The sequence below is a fragment of the Lentzea atacamensis genome (assembly GCF_003269295.1).
GTDB lineage: Bacteria > Actinomycetota > Actinomycetes > Mycobacteriales > Pseudonocardiaceae > Lentzea > Lentzea atacamensis.
Window position 1 is genome coordinate 13,220 of record NZ_QLTT01000018.1, and the last position, 20,826, is coordinate 34,045.

Consider the following 20,826-nt stretch of genomic DNA (forward strand, 5'->3'; position numbering starts at 1 on the left):
CTGTCGGGACCCAACTCGGTGCTGTCGCCGGGTGATGGGTCGAACGACGGCACTCAGCAGCGCTGGCGTGGCGAGCGTCACGGCTTCCCGGAGAAGGGGCCGGGTTCCATCGCCTCGATCGGGCGGCGCACGTTCGCCATCCTCGTCGACTTCCTCCTCGCGGCAGGCGTCGCGGGACTCTTCACGAGGCCGGAGCTGCCGCGCAACTGGAGCCTGCTGGCCTGGTTCGTCATCACCGTGGTCGCGGTGGCCTTCTTCGGGTTCACGCCGGGGCACGCGCTGTTCGGGCTGCGAGTCGCGCGCATCGACGGCAAGGCCTTCGTGCACCTACCGCGCGCGCTGCTGCGGACCGTCCTCATCTTCCCGCTGATCCCGGCGCTGGTCTGGGACTCCGATGGCCGGTGCCTGCACGACAAGGCCGCGGGCACCGTCGTCATCCGGGTGCGCTGACCTGCGGAACCTGCCGGGCGCCACGCCGAACTCGCGCTTGAACGCGGCCGCGAAGGCGAACTCGGACGTGTAGCCCACTTTCGTGCCACCGACGCGAGCGTGTCGTCGCCGTCGAGCAGCAGTCGTGCGCCGGTGCTCAGCCGCCACCACGTCAGATAGGACATCGGTGCCTGTCCGACCAGTGCGGTGAACCGGCGGGCGAACGCCGTCTTCGACAGGCCCGCCTTCCCTGCGAGCTCGGTCACGGTCCACCGGGGTGCGGGGTTCTGGTGCACGTTGCTCAGCGCGGTGGCCACGACGGGATCGGTGAACGCGGCGCACCAGCCCGCGCCGGGCCTGCGGGCCGACTCCTCGTCCAGCCAGGCGCGCAGCAGGTAGACCAGCAGCAGGTCGAGCAGCGCGGGCAGGGCGGCGCCCGCTCCCGGCTTCGCTTCGGTGACGTCCGCGCCGAGCAGGTCGACGGCGGCGCGCAGGGCCGGGTGCCTGCCGGGACGGGAACGCAGGTGCAGCACCTCCGGCAGCGTGCGCAGGAACGGGTGCGCGTGACCGCGGTCCAGCCGGTACGCCCCGCACACCAGGTGTGTGTGCGGCTGGTCGGGCACGCCGTCGTCGGCGTCGGTCTCGCGTGCGGGTGGCAGTTCCTCGACGGCCGTGTCAGGGCGGTCGCTCAGACCGTGCAGCGCACCGGCTCCACCGCGAGCGCGTGTACTTCGCGCGACCCATCGCCGATGAAGAAGGGTTCCAGCAGTACGTCGACAGTGTGCTGCCGCTCATCGAGAAGACGGGTGCCCGCAACCTCCTCGTCGACACGAAGCCGCTGGTGCTGGAAGGCGACCGGGGGACGCGCACGCTCGTCATTCACGAGTACCCGAGCAAGGAAGCCGTCGAGGAGATCTGGAACTCGGAGGAGTACCAGCCGCTCAAGGAACTGCGTCGCCACTACTTCACCGTGAAGGTCGTGGTCGGCGAGGCCTGACACGTGAAGAGGCCCGCTGCCGATCCGGCAACGGGCCTCTTCACGTGGTGGGAGCTGGACCTAGCGGCGACGCAGCGTGCGCTGGACGTTGCGCATCTTCGCGCCCTGCGGCATCGGGCCCTTGGGCAGTGCGGCACCGCGGCTGGAGAGCGCGGAAAGACGGGTCTCGAGCGCGTCGACCTGGGCGGCCGTGATGTTGCGCGGCAGCTTCATCAGGGTCGACTGCAGCTTCTTCAGCGGGACCTGGCCCTGTTCGGTGCCGATGATGAAGTCGTAGATCGGGGTCTCGCCGACGACGCGCGCGATGCGCTTCTTCTCCTGCGCGAGCAGCGGCTTCACCCGCTGCGGGGCGCCCTCGGCGACCAGGACGACGCCAGGACGGCCGAGCACGCGGTGCACGGCGTCGAGCTGCGTGGTGCCCGCGACGGCGGGGGTCACGCGCCAGCGGCCGCGCAGGTTCTCCAGCGCCCACGCGCCGGCACCCGGCTGGCCGTCGGCCTTGCGGAAGACGTTGCTCTGCACGCGGCGGCCGAAGATGATCACGGCCAGCAGCGCGCCGATCGCGACGCCCAGCGGCACGAACATCCAGACCGCGTTGAAGACCAGGCCAAGGACCACGGCGATCGCGGTGACGCCGAGGATCGCGCCCAGCATCAGCGGGATCAGCGCCTTGTCCTCGCGGCGTTGCATCTTGAACGCCTCGAAGATCTGCTTGCGCCGTTCGCGTGAAGCCGCGCGACGAACCTTCGCCGCTTCCTTGGCAGCCGCCTTGTCCTGCTTACCAGCCATACCCACCAGGATACGGCGCGCTGGTCTCAGTGTTGCATCGGCCATCTGCGAGACTGCCGGGCATGGAGGCGTTGCTGGAGGGTCTTGATCCGGAACAGCGCGCAGCGGTGGAAGCGCCGCGCGGCCCGGTGTGCGTGCTGGCGGGAGCGGGTACCGGAAAAACCCGCACGATCACCCACCGCATCGCCTACCTGTGCCAACGCGGGCACGTCGCCCCGTCGCAGGTCCTCGCCGTCACGTTCACCAAGCGCGCCGCGGGGGAGATGCGCACCCGTCTGCGTTCTCTGGACGTGCACGGCGCACAGGCCGTGACGTTCCACGCCGCCGCCTCACGCCAGTTGCGCTACTTCTGGCCGCGGGTCATCGGCGGCCCGCGCTGGGAGCTCGTCGACCAGAAGATCCGCGTCGTCGGCCGTGCCGCTTCCCGGCTGGGCCTGCCGACCGAGGCCGACGCGCTGCGTGACCTCACCGGTGAGATCGAGTGGGCGAAGTCCTCGCTGCTCACGCCCGACGCGTACCCGGCAGCCGCCTCGCGGGCCGCGCGCGACATCCCCGCGCCCGCCGAGCAGATCATGAAGCTCTACGCGATGTACGAGCAGCTCAAGAACGAGGCGCAGCTGCTCGACTTCGACGACCTGCTGCTGCACACCGCCGCCGCGCTCGAGGACAACGCCGAGGTCGCACAGGAGTTCCGCGACCGCTACCGCTGCTTCGTCGTCGACGAGTACCAGGACGTGACGCCGCTGCAGCAGCGCGTGCTCGACGCGTGGCTCGGCGGCCGGGACGACCTGACCGTGGTCGGCGACGCGAACCAGACCATCTACTCGTTCGCCGGCGCCTCGCCGCAGCCGCTGCTCAACTTCGCGCGGCGGTTCCCCGAGGCCGTCGTCGTACGGCTGGAGCGCGACTACCGCTCGACGCCCCAGGTCGTGGCGCTGGCCAACGACGTGATCAAGTGGGCGCGCGGGCGTCCGGCCGGCTCACGGCTGAACCTCATCGGGCAGCGGCCGGACGGGCCCGCGCCGCGGTTCCACGAGTTCGACGACGAGCCCGCGGAAGCCGACTCGGTCGCGCGGCGCATCAAGACGCTGCTCGACGATGGCGTCGCGGCCTCCGAGATCGCGATCCTCTACCGCGTCAACGCGCAGTCCGAGGTGTACGAGCAGGCACTCGCGTCGCACGGCATCCCGTACCTGGTGCGCGGTGGCGAGCGGTTCTTCGAGCGGGCCGAGGTGCGCCAGGCGATGATCGCTTTGCGTGCGGCGGGTGAGGTCTCCGGAAGCCTGCCCGAGGTCGTCCGTTCCGTGCTCGGCCGCGTCGGGCTGACCGACGACCCGCCTACCGGTGGCTCCGCGCGCGAACGCTGGGAGTCGCTGCTCGCGCTGGTCGAGCTCGCCGAGGAGTTCGTCGCCGCGGTGCCCGGTGCCGACCTGCCGCGGTTCTGCGCGGAGCTGGACGTGCGGGCCGAGGCGCAGCACCCGCCGACGGTCGAGGGCGTGACGCTCGCGTCGCTGCACGCGTCGAAGGGTCTGGAGTGGGACGCCGTGTTCCTCGTCGGACTGGTCGAGGGCACGATGCCGATCCAGTACGCCGACGGCGACGAGTCGAAGGTCGAAGAAGAACGTCGTCTTCTCTACGTGGGCGTGACGCGCGCGCGTGAGCACCTCTGGCTGTCGTGGGCGTTGTCGCGCGCGGCCGGTGGACGCAAGTACCGCCGCCGGTCGCGGTTCCTCTACAGCCTCGTGCCGGAGAACCACCCGGCCGCACGTGTATCTGCGGGCGCCGGGCGGCCACCTCTGATGAAGAAGGAAAAGCCGACCTGCCGGGTGTGCGCGGCGACTTTGGTCGAAGCGCAGTCCGTCAAGCTCGGTCGTTGCAAGTCCTGCCCGTCCGATGTGGACGAAGAGCTGCTCGAGTCGCTGCGTCAGTGGCGTGCGGCGAGGGCGCGGGAGCTGAAGGTTCCCGCGTACGTCGTCTTCACCGACGCGACGCTGATGGCGATCGCGGAGCAGCGACCCACGGATTCGGCCGGACTTGTGGCGATCTCAGGCATCGGCGCGTCCAAGCTTGATAAGTTCGGAGACGACGTGTTGGGCCTGGTCCGAGCCGGTGTCGGGTACTCCGCCACCTGATCGGGACAAGTTTCGTTAAATAGGTTGCACGCCCCAGGTACGGGGTCATAACCTGCTCATGCCGGGTCCGGAGGACCCGTCTGGGGAAGAAGAACTACTACTAGCTCGCAGAGACCTCTGAGGGAGGTGCCGGTTGTGAAGAAGATCCAGAGCATCGAATGCGCACTCGGCCTCCCCTTGTCCGAGCACCTCTGCATGCCCGCAAACGCTCAGGCCGTGTGGCAGAAGTCTGCCCTCAAGCCAGTGGCACTGCTGGGTCGTGAGCGCGGCATCGGCCTGTTCATCGAGCAGCCGATCGTCCGGCCGACCGCTGATGACGTTCCCAACTACACGACTGCGCTGTCCGCGCATCAAGTGAGAAGGCTCCTGCCGACCCCATAGAAGGGGTCGAAGGACCACCAGGCTCACGAAAGCCGCGGACTCGCACAGAGTCCGCGGCTTTCGTGTTTTTTGCTGTACCCCACACAAGGAGAAAACCCTGATGTTGACCGCGACTGTCCCGCTCACCGGCGAGACACTTCCGGACCTCGCGGACGGGCTTGACCTGCCCTGCCGCACCCACAACCCCGACCTCTGGTTCGCTGACACGCCGGCCGACCTCGAGAAGGCGAAGTCCTTCTGCGGGACCTGCCCGGTGCTGGCGGAGTGCCTCGCCGGCGCGCTCGCCCGTCACGAGCCGTGGGGTGTCTGGGGTGGAGAGATCTTCGAGCGCGGGGCCGTCATCGCGCGGAAGCGGCCGCGTGGCCGTCCGCGCAAGGACGCGGCAGCTGTTGTCACTGCTGACAAGACGGAGGCGGCAGCGTGAACACCGTGCACATCAACCACAACGCAACGCCCACCTACCTGAACGAGGGTCTGACACCCATGTCCATGAATGAAGAGCTCGTGCGAATACGAATACAAGAAGCCCAGAGGTTCGCTGAAGAGCAACGCATGGCGAACCGCCTCGCGTCAGCGCAACGTTGGCGCAGGTTGGCGCGATGGGCCGGTCGCAGAGCGGCTCGCTTCGACCTCTGACAGTCTCGAGCTGAGGCCGTCATCCACGAGAAGGTGGATGGCGGCCTCGGCCGTTCCTCCGTACCGTTCCGGTTGTGCCGCATCACACCCACGACGGAATCGACTGGTCCGCTCGGTTGAGCGGGATGAGGCGCTACGGCGCCCTGCAGGAGGAAGCGCTGTCTTCTGTTGCGCGGAGACTCGTCGCCCCTCTACCCGACTCACCGGTCGTGATGGACGTCGGCTGCGGCGCCGGCGCCATGAGCGTGCCGCTGGTCTCGGCGTTGCGCGAACACGGCGGCGGCGTCCTCGTGCTGGTCGACGCCACACCCGAACTGCTCGACGCGGCCTGCACCGCGGCGCGTGCCGAGGCGGACGGCGCCGTGTCGGTGAAGCCCGTGCTCGCGGACCTCGCGACCGAGGACCCGCTGTCCTTCTCCGGACCGGTCGAGCTCATCTGGGCCTCGCGGGTGATCCACCACCTCCCTGATCAGTTGCGTGGCGTGCGCCGCCTGGTGTCCGCCCTGGCTCCCGGCGGATGGCTGGCCCTGGCCGAAGGCGGGCTGGAAACTCGATTTCTGCCCTGGGACCTCGGCGTCGGCGAACCGGGCCTGCAGGACCGCGTGGCCGCGGCCCGCGCGGAGTGGTTCACGTTGATGCGCGAGAACATGGCCGGCTCCGTCCGGCTGCCGGTCGGCTGGAACGTCGCCCTGGCCGACGCGGGCCTCGGCGAGATCAGCGCCTTCAGCTTCGTCGTCGACCACCCGGCTCCTGCCAAGCACCTCGTCCGCGAATGGGCGGTCGACCGCCTGACCTGGCTCGCCGAGATCACCGGCCCCTACCTGCATGCGGCCGATCGCGCCGCCTTGCGTCGGCTGTTGAATCCCTCCGACTCCGAGTACGTCGGGGCTCGGGAGGACGTGTTCCTGCTCGAGACCGACACCGTCCACCTGGGACGGCGCAGGTGATCGCCTGCCACAGATGCGGGCGGTCGCGTGCCTCCGTTTCCGACCTGGAGTTCCTGGCCTGGTCGTCTGAGCGGGTCGGTGGGGCGACCCGGTGGTTGTGTCACGTGTGCGCGAAGACCCATGTGCGGGACATCGAGGGCAAGCTGCCGGACGAGTACTGGCGCTGACGCCGCCCAGTGGGTTGGCCGCTGGGGTGGGGTTGGTCAGGCGCGCCGGGTTTTGGGCCGGCACGACTCATGTGGGTTGTTGCGCTCGGGTTCGCGTTGCTCGGTGGGTTGGCGAGTTCGGGCGCGCCCCGGCTTGGGGTTGGTCGCGGCTGGCGGCCGATTTCGTGGGGCGAGCTCGGGTGCGTCTCTGGTCCGGGGTGGGGCGTGGCTTGTGGCCGGATGGTCGTGGGGTTGGTGACGTCGCGCCGCGCCGGGTTTTGGGCTGGCAAGCTTCATGTGGGTTGTGCGCTCGGGTTGGCGTTGCTCGGTAAGTTGGCGAGTTCGGGCGCGCCCCGGCTTGGGGTTGGTCACGGCTGGTGGCCGATCGTCGTGGGGTGAGCTCGGATGCGTCTCCGGTTCGGCGTCGGGCGTGGCTGGTGGCCGGGGATCGTCGTGGCGGGGACATCGCGCCGCGCCGGGGTTCAGGGGTGCGCAATTGTCGGCGCGGGGCGGGCCGGGGTGCGTCGCCGGCTCAGTCCGGCCGGACTCGTGGGCGGGCCTGAGGCGACGAGACGCGAAGCGGGTACAGGTGGCGTAAGGCCTGCCTGACCAGCGCCGTTCCTCGTCGGCTGCTCAACCCCAGCTCTTCGTGAAGATCAGCTGGCGAGCACAGCCGCGCGTCCACCACGGCGTCGAGGATCTCCACGACGGCGCGCGGGTTGGTCTCTCGGCGAGCCATGTCCAGGGCGGCCCGTGCCGGGTGGGCCAGCCGCAGGCCGTGGCACTCCACGACGCCCGGCGGCCGGTTCGTGCGTTCGAGAAGAATCTGCGGATGTGCTCTTCGCGTGTTCTTTCCCGCGAGCACGTGAATGTGCCGGGGGAGAGGAATCGTGGCGCCTTGCCGGGACAGCGCGTCCGCCCCCGTGATCACCGCTGAAGGGCCCGCGAAGAACAGAACCGCGCGAAGCCGGTCCAGGCGGGTCGGCGGTGACGGCTTTTGCAGGACTACGCCGGGAAGCACCTGTTGCCAAGGACCGGCGGGGGTGCAGTGGCGCAGGATCTCGCGCGGTGAGAGTCCGGATTTGCGCAGGTCAGCGGTGGTTGCGATGGGGGTCATGCGGTCTATCGTGGCGGACGGGGACGCCGTCGAACCGGGGTGAGCGTCAACCTGTGGACAACTTGGCCCGGGTTCACTCGGACGAGTTAGTCGTCGAATCCCGGCTGCCAGCGCGCCACGATTTCGCGTGCAGTCACATGGGCGTCCAATTGGCAGAGGATGCCCGTCGCGCCCAATGTCACGCGGTGAATCAGCAGGTACTGCGGTGGCAGGTTCAGGGAGCGGCCCGTTTGGGAATCAGGGCTGCGCAGGTCGCCCACTCGTTCCGCCTGCGACTGCAGCCAGCGGCGGGTGAAGTGGAACGACTCCGTGCGCAGCGGCTCCACGAACGGGGCGAGGTAGCCGAGCACGTCGTCGCCGTGCAGGACCATGCCCTCGCGGATGAAGTTCTCGGTGCGCAGGAGCTCGACCAGGTCCGCGGAGCGGCCGTCCAGCGCGAGCCTCGTCATCAGGCCCAGGGTCTTGGGCAGGCCGTCGGGGAGGCGGGCCACGGCGCCGAAGTCGATCACGCGCAGACGGCCGTCGTCGCCCAGCATGAAGTTGCCGGGGTGCGGGTCGGCGTGCAGCAGGCCCGAGCGCGAGGGGGCCGAGAAGTGGAACTCGGCCAGTCGCTGGCCGGCCAGGTCGCGGTCCTCGACGGAGCCCTCGCGGATGATCGTCGACAGGCCGACACCGGACGTCCACTCGGTGACCATGACCTTGGGCGACGAGGCGACGACGCGAGGGACGAGCACGTGCGGGTCGTCCTCGAAGGCCTTGGCGAAGGTGCGCTGGTTGGCGGCCTCGTCGCGGTAGTCGAGCTCCTCCAGGTACCGGTCGCGCAGCTCCTCCAGCAGCGGGCGCACGTCGGTGCCGGGCATGATCGCCTGCAGCAGCCGGGAGAAGCGCAGCAGCTGCTTGAGGTCGGCGCGCAGGGCCTCGTCGGCGCCGGGGTACTGGACCTTCACCGCCACGTCGCGGCCGTCGTGCCACACCGCGCGGTGCACCTGGCCGATGGACGCCGATGCGGCAGGGTCGTCGTCGAACGACTTGAAGCGCTTCGTCCAGGACGCGCCGAGCTGTTCGGCGAGCACGCGGTGGGTGGTGCGGGCGGGCATCGGCGGGGCCGCGGTCTGCAGCTTGGTCAGCGCCTCGCGGTACGGGGCGGCCAGCTCGTCCGGGACGGCGGCCTCGAAGACGCTCAGGGCCTGGCCGAACTTCATCGCGCCGCCCTTGAGCTGGCCGAGCACCGCGAAGACCTGCTCCGCCGTCTTGGCCGTCACCTCCGCGTTGACCTCATCGGCCGCGCGTCCGGTCAGTCGCTTCCCCCAGCCACCGACAACCCGGCCTGCCACCCCGAGCGGGAGGCTCGCCAGCTTGGCGGTGCGCTGCACGGCCTTGCGCGGAATCTCGGTCACTCGGCCATGTTATGTGCGGAGCACTGACAGTCAGGGTGCGGATACCAGCTTCGCCTCTCAGCAACGCCCGCCACCAGGTCGAGTTCGAGAGTGGCGTTCAGCACTGGTGGCGGGGGCAGGTCGCGCCCGCGGACGTAGATCAACGACTCCAGGGTCTGCACCACGGCGAACGCTGCCGTGCCCGACGCGAACAGCACGTCGGTGGAGGCCGGTTTGCCGGCGAGCTGCGCCGCGATGGCGGGCCACGCCGGGTCCTGGTCGGCGCGGTGCAGGTCGGCGCAGTTCAGGCAGCTCGTGCGGCCGGGCAGGACGAGCGGCCCGATGATGCCCACGCCCTCACGCACGCGCACGGCCAGATGAGGCGTGCGGGACGCCATCAGCGCGCTGACGAGTCCCGGATCCGGGACGAGCGTCGCGGCGAGCACCACGAGGTCGGCGTTGTGGGCGAGCCGGATGCCCGATTCGGCCAGCAGCGAAGTGATGTAGAGGGCGAGGTGCCCGGCGCCGTGGACGGCGACCGTCGCGCCCTTCGCGGGGGAGCCGGTGTCGAGCAGGCCGGCCTCTTCGAGCGCGGCGAGCACGTCACCCAGCTGGGTGGGGTCCTCGCCGCGGCTTTTCAGTCTTTCACCCAGTTCAGCGATGGTGTGGCGGCCGTCCAGGGTGAGGAGCTCGTCGACCAGCGATTCAGGCAGTGAGTCGATCACCACGGCGTGTTTCGGGTCGATGCCGACCTGCACGGTGCCGGGGCCGCGGCGCACCACGGCGAGTCCTGGGCGTACGCGAGGTCTTGAGTCCACAACAGAAAGACTGGCAGGGGGCGAGGCCCCCTGCCAGCGGAAACGTCAAACCTTGGCCTTGCCGAGGATCCGCGTCATCTTCGTGCCGCAGACTGGGCAGGTGCCCTTCGCCATGCGCCGGCCGTTGGTCTCCTCGACCTTGCCGTCGAAGTCGCGCTTCTCCCGACACTTGACGCAGTAGCCGTTGTACTTCTCGGCCACAGCCCCTCCCTTGCAGTTGTGAGTGCGGACACACTCGGGGACCTTGTCGCGACGGTACCTGGGCGAGACGGTGAAACCGCGCATGTTCATCCTGCGCGTGTCCAGCCGCCGTTCGGTGGAACTTCACCCGCCGGGTGCGCGGCTGCCGCCGGTTGGGGGCCGAAAATTGTCGGTGGCGCCGTTTACGGTGACTGCATGGCCGAACCGCGGGTGGAGGTGCGGCGGAGCCCCCGGCGCCGCCGCATGGTCAGCGCGTACCGGGAGGGCGACACCGTCGTCGTCCTTCTGCCGGCACGGATGACCAAGGGGGAAGAGAAGCACTGGGTGGCGGAGATGTTGAGCCGCCTCCAGCGCAGCGAGACGCGCAGGAAGAGCCCTGCGCGAACGTCGGACGAGGCGTTGATGGCGCGGTGCACCGAGCTGTCGGCGCGCTACCTGGACTCGCTCGCCGACCCCGTCAGCGTGCGCTGGGTGCCGCCCATGCGCACGCGCTGGGCGTCGTGCACGCCGACCGAGGGCACCATCAGGGTGTCCGAGCGGCTGCGCGACGTACCGCCGTGGGTGCTCGACTACGTGCTGGTGCACGAGCTCGCGCACCTGCTGGTGCCCGGCCACGGCAAGGACTTCTGGGAGTGGGTGCACAACTACCCGAAGACCGAGCGGGCCATGGGCTACCTGGAAGGACTCTCGGCCGCCGCAGGCCTTGGGATGACGGAGGACTGAAGGGTTCACTCAAAGGAGGGGTGTGCTCGCGGAGTGCGCTCGCCGCATTTCGTTCCACGTGTCTTCTGGGGCCGAGTCCCCAGACCCCACGCCGGGGGCAAGCCCCCGGACCCCCGACGCGAAAGCGCCCGGCGAGGACAGTCCTCGCCGGGCGTTTCGCATGTTCAGGAGCCGATCAGCTCTCCTCGGTCTTGTCCCCGCCCTTGTCGCCGTCCTCGCGCATCGTGCGCTCCAGCTCGGCGATCGGGTCCTCGAGCGCCTTGCGGGTGCTGGCCAGGCGCTCGGCGAACTCCAGCGGGTCGTCCAGGTCCTCCGCGGTCGGGATGAGCTCGGCGTGCTCCCACACGCTGTCGCGCACCTCGACGCCGTGCTGGTCGCCGACGAGCTTCCACAGGGCAGAGGCGGCCCGCAGGCGACGCGGGCGCAGTTCGAGGCCGACGAGCGTGGCGAACGTCTGCTCAGCAGGACCACCGGAGGCGCGGCGGCGGCGCAGGGTCTCGCGCAGTGCCGCGGCGCCGGGCAGGCGATCGGACACGGCGGCGTCCACCACCACGTCCACCCAGCCCTCGACCAGGGCCAGCATCGTCTCCAGGCGGGTCAGCGCCGCCTTCTGCTCCGGGGTGGTCTGCGGTTCGAGCAGGCCGGAGCTCATGGCCTCCTCGATGGAGGCGGGGTTCGACGGGTCGATCTGGCCCGCGAGCTGCTCCAGGGCGGACGTGTCGACCTTGATGCCCTTGGCGAACTCCTCGACCGTGTCGAGCAGACGCTGCCGCAGCCACGGCACGTGCGTGAAGAGGCGCTGGTGAGCGGCCTCGCGGGCGGCGAGGAACACCATGACCTCGGACGCCGGGCGCTCCAGGCCCTCGGTGAACTTCTCGATGTTCGCGGGCAGCAGCGCCGCCGTGCCCTCGGGGCCGAGCGGCAGTCCGACGTCGGTCGAGGTGAGGACCTCGGCGCCGAGCTGCGCCAGCGCGTTGCCGAGCTGCGAGCCGAACGCCATGCCGCCCATCTGGCCGAGCATCGACAGCAGCGGACCGGCCGCCTGCTTCGCCTCGGCGGGCATCGCCTCGACCCACGCGCCGGACATCCGCTGCGCGACCGGGTCGCACAGGCGCTGCCAGGTGGGGATGGTCTTCTCGATCCAGTCACGCGCGGTCCAGGCCTGCGTCGTGCGGGTGCCGGCGGGCAGCGAGGTGACCGGGTCGAGCCACATCTCGGCCAGGTGCACGGCGTCGGTGACCGCGCCGGACTGGTCGGCGGCGAACCCGACGGTGGTCGTCGAGGACAGCTGCTGGAACGCGATCTGCTTGGCGAGGTCGTAGTTCACCGGCCCGCTCGACGATCCTGCGCTGCTCAGCATCGCGCCCAGCTGGCTCAGCATGTTGCCCAGCTGGCTGAAGTCGAACGGGTTGTCTCCCGGCTTCCCGCTCTTGTCGTCGGGGTCGTGCGGGCTGAACCCGAACGGCACGTCACTCATGCCTCTACCGTACGCGGATCCACATGGTCGTACGCTGTTCAGCCGTGAGTGAAACCGTCACGACCGCACCCGCTCCCGCGCCCCCGCCGAGGGAGCGCGGACTGACCCGCCGGACGTGGACGCTGATCGTCAGCTTCCTAGTGGTGGCGGCACTCGGACTGCTCGGCGGTTTCGCCAGAGTCCCGTACGTCGCGCTGGGCCCCGGCCCGACCTACGACGTGCTCGGCAAGGTCAAGGACGCCGACGTGATCTCGGTGGAAGGCCAGAACACCTTCCCCACCAACGGGACACTGCGCATGACGACGGTCTCGCTCACCGACGACATGTCCCTCTTCGGCGCACTCGGCCTGTGGCTCTCCGGCCGCTACGCGCTCGCGCCGCGCGAGGAGTTCTTCAAGCCCGGCGAGTCGGAGGAGGAGGTGCAGCGCAACAACGAGCTCGCGTTCAGCGAGTCCCAGACCTCCGCGGAGGTCGCCGCACTGGACTACCTCGGCTATCCGGGCAAGGTGATCGCGAACCAGGTCACGAAGGGCAGCCCGGCGGAGAACGTGATCCCGCTCGGCGCCCGCATCATCTCGGTCAACGGCAAGCAGGTGCAGAGCTCCGCGGACGTCAGCGCCGCCCTGGAGAACACCAAGCCCGGCGACCGCATCGAGGTGGCCTTCGAGAAGGACGGCACCTCGAAGTCGACCCAGCTCACCCTCGGCACCCGCGACGACGGCCGCCCGGCGGGCTTCATCGGCATCTCGCCGGTCGACCGCGCCGACGTGCCGTTCAAGATCAAGATCAGCCTGTCTGACGTCGGCGGTCCGTCCGCGGGCCTGATCTTCGCGCTGGCGATCGTCGACAAGCTGACGCCCGGTGAGCTCAACGGCGGCAAGGCCATCGCGGGCACCGGCGAGATCACCGGCGACGGCACGGTCAAGCCGATCGGCGGCATCGCGTTCAAGATGGTCGCGGCGAAGGAAGCGGGCGCTACGGCGTTCCTCGTGCCCTCGGCCAACTGCACGGACGCGAAGCAGCAGGCCCCCGAGGGTCTGACGCTGATCAAGGTCGAGAACCTCAAGGACGCGGTGTCGTCGCTGGAGGCGCTGAACAAGGGCGAGCCCACCCCGGGCTGCTGACGGCCGGTCAGCTCGAGCCTCGATGACGGGCGGATCGTCGATCCCCGGGAGCCGCCCCACCGTCTCGCGGCCCGCCTTCACGAGCTCTGCCAGGGAGATGGGGACGTGCATGGTCCCGACCAGGTCGACCGTCACAGCGGATGGTCGTCCGCTTCTCGCGAACAGCGCACAACGAGTTGACAACCCCGGCGCGAGCAGGCGCCGGGGTTGTGCCAGCCTGGGGGTGTGACGACTAGGGCCGCAGCGTGGCGAGCAGGGCGTCGGTGAGGTTGGGCGCCAGCTCGGGGTGCTCGACGACCTCTTCTGGCACCTCGACCGTTCCGCGCAGCCGCAGCACGCAGGAGACCGAACCGTCGCGCAGCACGGCCGCCACCAGGCGGGCCTCGCGGCGTGCCGGGTGCTCTGCGGCGAACCTGCGGGCCGCTTCGTCGTCCAGTTCGCCGTGGTGGAGCTCGGTCTCCGCCTCCGGGGGCAGGACCACGATCTCCTGGGCCAGCGCGCAGCCGGTGACGGCCGGCGGCCACTCGATGCCCGCGAGCGCGTCGCCCAGGTCGCCTTCCAGGGCGTCCTGCGCGATCGGCGTCAGCGGGGACGACTCCGGATCGAGCTGGTCACGCAGCTCCGGCTGCTGGGCGATCAGGTCTGAGGTGGCCACGAGGGCGAAGAGTTGCGGGGGCTGCTCCCAGCCGCCCGCACCTACGAACTCCTCAACCTCGCGGGCGACCGTCGGGAGGATGACCGCTGGCGTTTCACTCGCTGACACGCGTGTCATCGTAAGACTGCGGGCTTCGCGGGAACCCAGGGCGTCGTCCGTAGAGTTGGACTAAACGTACGTATTGAAATTCCGCGATCCAGGAGCGTGCCTCGTGGCCACACGGCCTCCAGTCGGACTGCCGAAACTGTCCCGACGCAGCCGAATCCTGCTCATCGTCGGTGTTGTGCTCCTGTTCGGTCTCATCACGGGATCGCGGCTGCTCGACACCTACGTGAACTGGCTGTGGTTCGGCGAGGTGAATTTCCGCAACGTCTACAGCACAGTTCTGCTCACCCGGCTGGGTCTGTTCGTGGCCGCAGGGGTCGTGGTCGGCGGCATCGTCGCCCTGAACCTCTGGCTCGCGTACCGGTCGCGACCGGTGTTCGTGCCGGTCTCGGGGCCCGATGACCCGGTGGCCCGCTACCGCACCGTCGTGATGCGGCGGATGGGGTTGTTCGCGATCGGCATCCCCGTGTTCATCGGGTTGATCGCGGGCGCGTCGGCGCAGGCGGACTGGCAGCAGATCCAGCTGTTCCTGAACGCCCAGCCGTTCGGCGTGACGGATCCGCAGTTCGGGCACGACATCGGCTTCTACGCGTTCCAGCTGCCGTTCTACCAGTGGGTGCTGTCGTGGCTGTTCATCACGACCGCGGTGTCGTTCATCGGCGCGGTGATCGCGCACTACCTGTTCGGCGGCATCCGGCTCGCCGGTCGCGGCGGTCAGCTGTCCGGGCCCGCCCGGCTGCACCTGGCGCTGGTCGCCGGCACGTTCGTGCTGCTGAAGGCCGTCGCGTACTTCTTCGACCGGTACGAGCTGCTGCTGCACGACACCGAGAAGTTCGTCGGCGCGAGCTACACCGACCTCAACGCGGTGATGCCGGCCAAGCTGATCCTGCTGTGCATCGCGGTGTTCTGCGCGATCGCGTTCTTCGCGGGTGCGTTCATGCGCAACGTGCAGCTGCCGGCCATCGCGACGGTCCTGCTGGTGCTCTCGAGCGTGCTCGTCGGCGCGGCCTGGCCCGCGGTGCTGGAGCAGTTCTCGGTCAAGCCGAACGCCATCGCGAAGGAAGCCGAGTCGATCACGCGCAACATCGCGGCGACCCGGCAGGCGTTCGGACTGACCGACGACAAGGTCGAGACGAAGCCCTACGACGGCAAGCAGACCATCAGCAACGACCAGATCAAGACCAACGACGCGGGCACGCTCGGCAACATCCGCCTGCTCGACCCCGCGGTGCTCGCGCGGACGTTCACGCAGTTCCAGCAGCTGCGGCCGTTCTACGGCTTCCCGAACAAGCTCGACGTCGACCGGTACACAGTGGACGGCAAGCTGCGCGACTACATCGTCGCGGTGCGTGAGCTGAAGCTCGACAGCCTGCCGCAGGGCCAGCGCGACTGGATCAACCAGCACCTCATCTACACGCACGGCAACGGCTTCGTCTACGCCGAGGCCAACAAGGTCAACGCCGTGGCCGACCAGACCAACGGCGGCTACCCCGAGTTCAAGACCGGTGAGGTCGCGCCGGACGGCGCGGTCCGCAACGCCGAGAACGGCATCAAGGTCGACCAGCCGCGCACCTACTACGGCGAGCTGTTCGGCGCCAACGACTACTCGATCGTCGGCGGCCGGCCGCAGGGTTCGGCGGCGGAGTACGACACCGACGCCAAGGCCTACACCTACACCGGCTCCGGCGGCGTCCCGATCGGCGGCCTGTTCAACAAGCTCGCGTTCGCGGCCTACTACGGCGAACGGAACATCCTCTTCAACCAGTCGATCGCGGACGAGTCGAAGATCCTGTTCAAGCGCACGCCGCGCGACCGCGTGCAGGCCGTCGCGCCGTGGCTGACGGTGGACAGCGACCCGTACCCCGCCGTGGTCAACGGTCGCATCACGTGGATCGTCGACGGCTACACCACGCTCGACAGCTACCCGTACGCGCAGCGCACGCCGCTGGGTGACGCGACGAACGACTCGCTGACCGCGGACGGCGTGGTGGTCTCGCAGGTCAACAAGCCGGTCAACTACATCCGCAACTCGGTCAAGGCCACTGTGGACGCCTACGACGGCACGGTGAACCTGTACGCGATCGACGAGAAGGACCCCGTCCTCAAGGCGTGGATGGGCGTCTTCCCCGGCACGGTCAAGCCGAGCAGCGACATCAAGCCCGAGCTGCGCCAGCACTTCCGCTACCCGGAGGACCTGTTCAAGGTGCAGCGGCAGATGCTGTCGAAGTACCACGTCTCGTCGCCGTCGGACTTCTACTCCGGTGTCGGCTACTGGGAGCCGCCGCAGGACCCGACGATCGACAACGTGACGACGGCGGACGCACAGCGCGACGCGGCGAGCAAGCGCAGGGACCGCCAGCCACCGTTCTACGTGCTGGCCGGTGACCCGAACGACCCGAAGAAGGTCAGCTTCCAGCTGCAGAGCCCGCTGGTCCGGGAAAACCGCGAGTTCATGGCGGCCTACGTCTCGGTCGCGTCCGATCCGGACAACTACGGCAAGATCAGCGTGCTGCAACTGACACAGGACGCCAAGGGGCCGCAGCAGATCCAGACGCAGTTCCTCACCTCCGACAACGTCAGTCGCGAGCTCAACCTGCTGGCACAGCAGAAGACGACGGTCGTCTACGGCAACCTGCTCACCCTCCCGGTTGGTGGCGCGCTGCTCTACGTCGAACCCGTCTACATCGAACGTGCCTCGCAGAACACGTCGTACCCGCAGCTGTCCAAGGTGCTCGTCTGGTACGGCGACCGGGTCGGCTACGCGTCCACGCTGAACGAGGCGCTGGACCAGGTGCTGAGCGGTGCCGGTGCGGTCGTGCCGCCACCGAGCGACAACAACGGCAACGGCCAGACCTCGACGCCGCCGACGACGCCGCCTGCCAACGGGGTGCTCAGCCCCGACCTGCAGAAGGCGATCAACGACATCGACGCTGCGCTGGCCGACGTCAAGAAGGCTCAGCAGAGCGGCAACTTCACCGAGCTCGGCCAGGCGTACGCGCGCCTGGACGACGCGACGAAGCGGTTCAAGCAGTACAACACCGGGGCTCCCGCGGCGCCGCCGACCGGCCAGTCGTCGGTGGCTCCGTCGCCCACACCCTCGGGCTGACCACCCGATTTGCACAAAGCGCTCCACCCCGCGTAAGGTTCTATTCATACCGACGCGGGGTGGAGCAGCTCGGTAGCTCGCTGGGCTCATAACCCAGAGGTCGCAGGTTCAAATCCTGTCCCCGCTACAAAGCCGGGAGAGCCCTGTTCGCGGAGAACGCGAACAGGGCTTTTTCGCATTTGTTTTGGGGGCGGAGCCCCAAGCCCCGCCCTGGGGGCAGGCCCTCAGACCCCCGTAGGTTGAACAGGCCGCGCTGTGCCGGCGGTGAACCTGCCGATGACCTGCGGAAATCGCAGTTCGCGGGGGGTGGTGAAAACGGGTTTCCAGAGGGTGTATAGTTCTCCTTACAACAGCAAGACAAGCTAGAAGCGGCGCGGGGTGGAGCAGCTCGGTAGCTCGCTGGGCTCATAACCCAGAGGTCGCAGGTTCAAATCCTGTCCCCGCTACTAGACAGAAGGCCGGAGCCATCAGGCTCCGGCCTTCTGCTTATTCCCGATCAACGCGAAGAGCGCGGCCGGTGTGTTTCAGGTCATGTTCTCCGCCCAGTACTGGGCGCACAGCATGCTGGAGCAGATCCGCCCCTCGCCGTTGACCGTGCGGTGCTTGCGGATCTGCTTGCCGCACACCATGCACTCGTCCTTGCCCGCCTGCTCCGGGATGCCTCCGGTCATCCACGCCACCGTGTGCGCCGCCACCTTCTTGTGGTCCAGCCACTTGATGTTCATCGTCCCCGACCTCCGTGGTCTCGCGAGCCTGCCTGGCAATGATCATTTTCCCGGTTGTGCAGGCGCGGGAAAGGGGTGCGCGCGGACATCACCAGGTTGTGCGACGAAGGCTCACGTCCGTCCATTCGGGTGGCTCCGGCCGGTGAGAGTCGTACCGCCGATCGAGTGAGATCGGGTGACTTTCGTTTCTGCGAAAGGCTTTTTCCATCCGGGATGGACACGGACGGTCAAGCGGCCAAACGCGTGAGGCGCGGAAACTGCCGCTTACTCAGCGAGACTTTTCGTTGCTCCGCATGGCCCAACAGGCTAGCCCGGTGATCAGCCACTGTGGACAGAACGGCTGACCATTGTGGACAGCTTCCCCCAGACGTGGGAACGTTGTCGTTGTGTCAGACCTGAATGCGACCGCAGCCGCCCTGCTCGGGCTGCTGCACGACGGACCCAAGACCGGTGGCCAGTTGGTGGCGGAGGCAGGAGACCGCTTCGGCGCGTTCTTCAGCGTGACCCGCAGCCAGGTGTACCGCGAGCTGCCCGCGCTGGCCGATCAGGGCCTGCTGCGACTCGGCAAGCAAGGACCGCGGTCCAGCCAGCAGTACGTGCTCACCGCGGCGGGCAAGAAGGCCTTCAAGAACTGGCTGCTGTCCGAGCCCGGCCCGGACCACCTTCGCAGCCCGCTCATCCTGCGCCTGGTGCACGCCGGCTCGCTGACCGCCAAGCAGCGAGAGGCCCTGATCACGACCGCGCGCACGACGTACGGTCAGGAGCAGGAGAGCGCGAAGAGCGCGGCCAAGACCGCTGAGGACCCCTACGCGAAGGCGGTGGCCGAGTTCGGCCTGGCTCACGCGAAGGCCGTTCTCAAGCTGCTCGACGCGATTCCGACCGCGTAGAAGAGAGCGCCAGCAGCACCGGTCGCGAACTGTGACCGGTGCTGGCGTAATCTTTTGTCGTGAACCCGGACGTCGAAGCAGACATCAAGGACCTCTCCGCCACCCTTTCCAGCATCGAGGCGGTGATGGACCTCGATGCCCTGCGCGCCGCGGTCGCGGACTTGGAGGAGCAGGCAGCGCGCCCTGACCTCTGGAACGACCAGGAGAAGGCGCAGCAGGTCACCAGCCAGCTCTCCCACAAGCAGGGTGAGCTGCGTCGCATCACCGGCCTGCGGGAACGGCTCGACGACCTTCCGCTGCTCTACGAGCTCGCGGAGGAGGCCGAGGACGCCGACGCCCAGGCCGACGCCGACAACGAGCGGGCGAAGCTGCGCGAGGAGATCGCGAGCCTCGAGGTCCGCACGCTGCTGTCCGGCGAGTACGACGAGCGCAACGCGCTGGTCACCATTCGTGCCGAGGCCGGTGGCGTCGACGCCGCGGACTTCGCCGAGATGCTGCTGCGCATGTACTCGCGCTGGGCCGAGCGCCACAACTACGGCATCGAGGTGTTCGACACCTCGTACGCGGAAGAGGCGGGCATCAAGTCCGCCACGTTCCGCGTCACGGCGCCGTACGCCTACGGCACGCTGAGCGTCGAGCAGGGCACGCACCGTCTCGTGCGCATCTCGCCGTTCGACAACCAGGGCCGTCGCCAGACGTCGTTCGCCGGTGTCGAGGTCGTGCCCGTCGTCGAGCAGACCGACCACGTCGAGATCGACGAGAAGGACCTGCGCGTCGACGTCTACCGCTCGTCCGGCCCCGGTGGTCAGGGCGTCAACACGACCGACTCGGCGGTCCGCCTCACGCACATCCCGACCGGCATCGTGGTGTCCTGCCAGAACGAGCGCTCGCAGCTGCAGAACAAGGCGACCGCCATGAACGTCCTGCAGGCGAAGCTGCTCGAGCGGCGCAGGCAGGAGGAGCAGGCGAAGATGGACGCGCTGAAGGACTCCGGCTCCAGCTGGGGCAACCAGATGCGCTCCTACGTGCTGCACCCGTACCAGATGGTCAAGGACCTCCGGAACAACCACGAGGTCGGCAACCCGTCGGCGGTGCTCGACGGGGAGATCGACGACTTCCTCGAGGCCGGCATCCGGTGGCGCAAGCAGTCCCAGCAGGGGTAGCGGAACTGGTCTGAGGTGAAGAGCACGTTCGGCCACCAGGTGGTCCGAACGTGCTTTTTTCGTCAACCGGTTGTGCCGCTCTGACCACGCCATGTGGAGGTTTCTGTCCGCCCTTCCGGGGCCGGAAGTTAACCGGAACGGGGGCTTTACCCCGGCCATGGGTAGACTCGCGCCTCGTGATTCGCCTCGAACACGTTTCCAAGGTCTACAAGACCTCCACGCGTCCCGCGCTCGACGACGTGTCCGTCGAGGTGGACAAGGGTGAGTTCGTGTTCCTGATCGGGCCTTCCGGGTCCGGTAAGTCGACGTTCTTGCGCCTGTTGCTGCGCGAAGAGGTGCCGACCAGGGGACGCGTCTACGTGTCCAACTTCGACGTCGCCAAGATGTCGCGGCGCAGGGTCCCCCGCCTGCGTCAGTCCATCGGCTGCGTGTTCCAGGACTTCCGCCTGCTGCCGACGAAGACGGTCGCCGAGAACGTGGCCTTCGCGCTGGAGGTCATCGGCAAGCCGCGCAACACCATCGTCAAGGTGGTGCCCGAGGTGCTGCAGCTGGTGGGTCTCGACGGCAAGGAGGACCGGTTCCCGACCGAGCTGTCGGGTGGTGAGCAGCAGCGCGTCGCGATCGCCCGTGCGTTCGTGAACCGGCCGCTGGTTCTCATCGCCGACGAGCCGACCGGAAACCTGGACCCCGACACGAGCCAGGACATCATGTTGCTGCTGGAGCGGATCAACCGCACCGGCACGACGGTCATCATGGCCACTCACGACCACGGCATCGTCGACTCGATGCGCCGCCGTGTGGTGGAGCTGGCGTTCGGCAAGGTCGTCCGTGATGACGCGCGCGGTGTTTACGGCGTCGGCCGTTAAACACTCCTAACCCCCGACCCCCAAGG

21 protein-coding genes and 2 tRNA genes are annotated in these 20,826 nt (G+C 68.7%); 14 read left to right on the forward strand and 9 right to left on the reverse strand.

Annotation, left to right across the window (positions count from 1 at the left end; translation table 11 throughout):
* Nucleotides 1–77: 77 nt before the first annotated feature.
* Entirely contained in the window at nt 78–1,130 is a 1,053-nt protein-coding gene (locus tag C8D87_RS49385; protein ID WP_411711540.1) for a cupin domain-containing protein, read from the reverse strand.
* Between the two features lie 23 nt (nt 1,131–1,153).
* Here C8D87_RS49385 and C8D87_RS43960 point away from each other — a divergent pair, with 23 nt between their 5' ends.
* Nucleotides 1,154–1,426 carry a DUF1330 domain-containing protein gene (locus tag C8D87_RS43960; RefSeq protein WP_170166810.1) on the forward strand — a complete coding sequence of 91 codons (273 nt, stop codon included), beginning with the start codon at nt 1,154–1,156 and terminating at the stop codon, nt 1,424–1,426.
* A gap of 60 nt (nt 1,427–1,486) precedes the next feature.
* Here C8D87_RS43960 and C8D87_RS43965 read toward each other — a convergent pair whose 3' ends face one another.
* Entirely contained in the window at nt 1,487–2,215 is a 729-nt protein-coding gene (locus tag C8D87_RS43965; RefSeq protein ID WP_109639753.1) for a DUF4191 domain-containing protein, read from the reverse strand.
* 62 nt (nt 2,216–2,277) lie between these two features.
* Between C8D87_RS43965 and C8D87_RS43970 the strand changes: the two genes are divergently transcribed.
* The 5 genes from C8D87_RS43970 (at nt 2,278) to C8D87_RS46615 (ending at nt 6,478) form a co-directional block, all read left to right on the forward strand.
* Entirely contained in the window at nt 2,278–4,347 is a 2,070-nt protein-coding gene (locus C8D87_RS43970; protein ID WP_112232536.1) for an ATP-dependent DNA helicase UvrD2, read from the forward strand.
* Between the two features lie 135 nt (nt 4,348–4,482).
* The gene (locus C8D87_RS43975) at nt 4,483–4,728 is read left to right on the forward strand and encodes a hypothetical protein (RefSeq protein WP_112232538.1); all 246 of its coding nucleotides are present in this window, start codon (nt 4,483–4,485) and stop codon (nt 4,726–4,728) included.
* Between the two features lie 100 nt (nt 4,729–4,828).
* A complete protein-coding gene (locus tag C8D87_RS43980) occupies nt 4,829–5,152 on the forward strand; it encodes a WhiB family transcriptional regulator (RefSeq protein ID WP_109639759.1) in 324 nt (107 codons plus the stop codon).
* A 286-nt stretch (nt 5,153–5,438) separates the two neighbouring features.
* Nucleotides 5,439–6,311, forward strand: coding sequence for a class I SAM-dependent methyltransferase (locus tag C8D87_RS43985; RefSeq protein WP_109639761.1), 873 nt, complete (start codon nt 5,439–5,441; stop codon nt 6,309–6,311).
* Entirely contained in the window at nt 6,308–6,478 is a 171-nt protein-coding gene (locus C8D87_RS46615) for a hypothetical protein (protein ID WP_170155165.1), read from the forward strand. The genes C8D87_RS43985 and C8D87_RS46615 overlap by 4 nt, the downstream gene beginning before the upstream one ends.
* Nucleotides 6,479–6,989: 511 nt before the next feature.
* Here C8D87_RS46615 and C8D87_RS43990 read toward each other — a convergent pair.
* The 4 genes from C8D87_RS43990 to C8D87_RS46620 form a co-directional block, all read right to left on the reverse strand.
* Nucleotides 6,990–7,574: a hypothetical protein gene (locus C8D87_RS43990; RefSeq protein WP_112232540.1), complete on the reverse strand. Its 585-nt coding sequence runs from the start codon at nt 7,572–7,574 to the stop codon at nt 6,990–6,992.
* Nucleotides 7,575–7,660: 86 nt separating this feature from the next.
* Nucleotides 7,661–8,971: an ABC1 kinase family protein gene (locus C8D87_RS43995; RefSeq protein ID WP_109639765.1), complete on the reverse strand. Its 1,311-nt coding sequence runs from the start codon at nt 8,969–8,971 to the stop codon at nt 7,661–7,663.
* The gene (locus tag C8D87_RS44000) at nt 8,968–9,768 is read right to left on the reverse strand and encodes a cyclodehydratase (protein ID WP_146772095.1); all 801 of its coding nucleotides are present in this window, start codon (nt 9,766–9,768) and stop codon (nt 8,968–8,970) included. The genes C8D87_RS43995 and C8D87_RS44000 overlap by 4 nt, the downstream gene beginning before the upstream one ends.
* A gap of 45 nt (nt 9,769–9,813) precedes the next feature.
* The gene (locus tag C8D87_RS46620) at nt 9,814–9,969 is read right to left on the reverse strand and encodes a DUF5679 domain-containing protein (RefSeq protein WP_169774275.1); all 156 of its coding nucleotides are present in this window, start codon (nt 9,967–9,969) and stop codon (nt 9,814–9,816) included.
* A gap of 195 nt (nt 9,970–10,164) precedes the next feature.
* Between C8D87_RS46620 and C8D87_RS44010 the strand changes: the two genes are divergently transcribed.
* Nucleotides 10,165–10,692: a M48 metallopeptidase family protein gene (locus tag C8D87_RS44010; RefSeq protein WP_109639770.1), complete on the forward strand. Its 528-nt coding sequence runs from the start codon at nt 10,165–10,167 to the stop codon at nt 10,690–10,692.
* 175 nt (nt 10,693–10,867) lie between these two features.
* On the opposite strand, the gene C8D87_RS44015 is transcribed toward C8D87_RS44010, so the two are convergent.
* Complete coding sequence (locus tag C8D87_RS44015; protein WP_112232545.1) at nt 10,868–12,169, reverse strand: zinc-dependent metalloprotease; 1,302 nt, start codon at nt 12,167–12,169, stop codon at nt 10,868–10,870.
* 44 nt (nt 12,170–12,213) lie between these two features.
* Here C8D87_RS44015 and C8D87_RS44020 point away from each other — a divergent pair, with 44 nt between their 5' ends.
* Complete coding sequence (locus tag C8D87_RS44020; RefSeq protein ID WP_233442576.1) at nt 12,214–13,293, forward strand: YlbL family protein; 1,080 nt, start codon at nt 12,214–12,216, stop codon at nt 13,291–13,293.
* A gap of 232 nt (nt 13,294–13,525) precedes the next feature.
* Here C8D87_RS44020 and C8D87_RS44025 read toward each other — a convergent pair whose 3' ends face one another.
* A complete protein-coding gene (locus C8D87_RS44025) occupies nt 13,526–14,065 on the reverse strand; it encodes a PPA1309 family protein (RefSeq protein ID WP_112232549.1) in 540 nt (179 codons plus the stop codon).
* Between the two features lie 94 nt (nt 14,066–14,159).
* Between C8D87_RS44025 and C8D87_RS44030 the strand changes: the two genes are divergently transcribed.
* The 3 genes from C8D87_RS44030 (at nt 14,160) to C8D87_RS44040 (ending at nt 17,605) form a co-directional block, all read left to right on the forward strand.
* Complete coding sequence (locus C8D87_RS44030) at nt 14,160–17,159, forward strand: UPF0182 family protein (protein ID WP_112232551.1); 3,000 nt, start codon at nt 14,160–14,162, stop codon at nt 17,157–17,159.
* A 53-nt stretch (nt 17,160–17,212) separates the two neighbouring features.
* Nucleotides 17,213–17,286 (forward strand) — tRNA-Met (locus tag C8D87_RS44035).
* Nucleotides 17,287–17,531: 245 nt separating this feature from the next.
* Nucleotides 17,532–17,605, forward strand: a tRNA-Met gene (locus C8D87_RS44040).
* A 78-nt stretch (nt 17,606–17,683) separates the two neighbouring features.
* On the opposite strand, the gene C8D87_RS44045 is transcribed toward C8D87_RS44040, so the two are convergent.
* Nucleotides 17,684–17,884, reverse strand: coding sequence for a hypothetical protein (locus tag C8D87_RS44045; RefSeq protein WP_030470381.1), 201 nt, complete (start codon nt 17,882–17,884; stop codon nt 17,684–17,686).
* A 386-nt stretch (nt 17,885–18,270) separates the two neighbouring features.
* Between C8D87_RS44045 and C8D87_RS44050 the strand changes: the two genes are divergently transcribed.
* The 3 genes from C8D87_RS44050 (at nt 18,271) to ftsE (ending at nt 20,800) form a co-directional block, all read left to right on the forward strand.
* Complete coding sequence (locus C8D87_RS44050) at nt 18,271–18,771, forward strand: PadR family transcriptional regulator (protein ID WP_109639780.1); 501 nt, start codon at nt 18,271–18,273, stop codon at nt 18,769–18,771.
* A 59-nt stretch (nt 18,772–18,830) separates the two neighbouring features.
* Nucleotides 18,831–19,934, forward strand: a complete 1,104-nt coding sequence (gene prfB, locus C8D87_RS44055; RefSeq protein WP_109639781.1) for a peptide chain release factor 2 — start codon at nt 18,831–18,833, stop codon at nt 19,932–19,934.
* A gap of 176 nt (nt 19,935–20,110) precedes the next feature.
* Nucleotides 20,111–20,800: a cell division ATP-binding protein FtsE gene (ftsE, locus tag C8D87_RS44060; protein WP_109639783.1), complete on the forward strand. Its 690-nt coding sequence runs from the start codon at nt 20,111–20,113 to the stop codon at nt 20,798–20,800.
* Nucleotides 20,801–20,826: the final 26 nt, after the last annotated feature.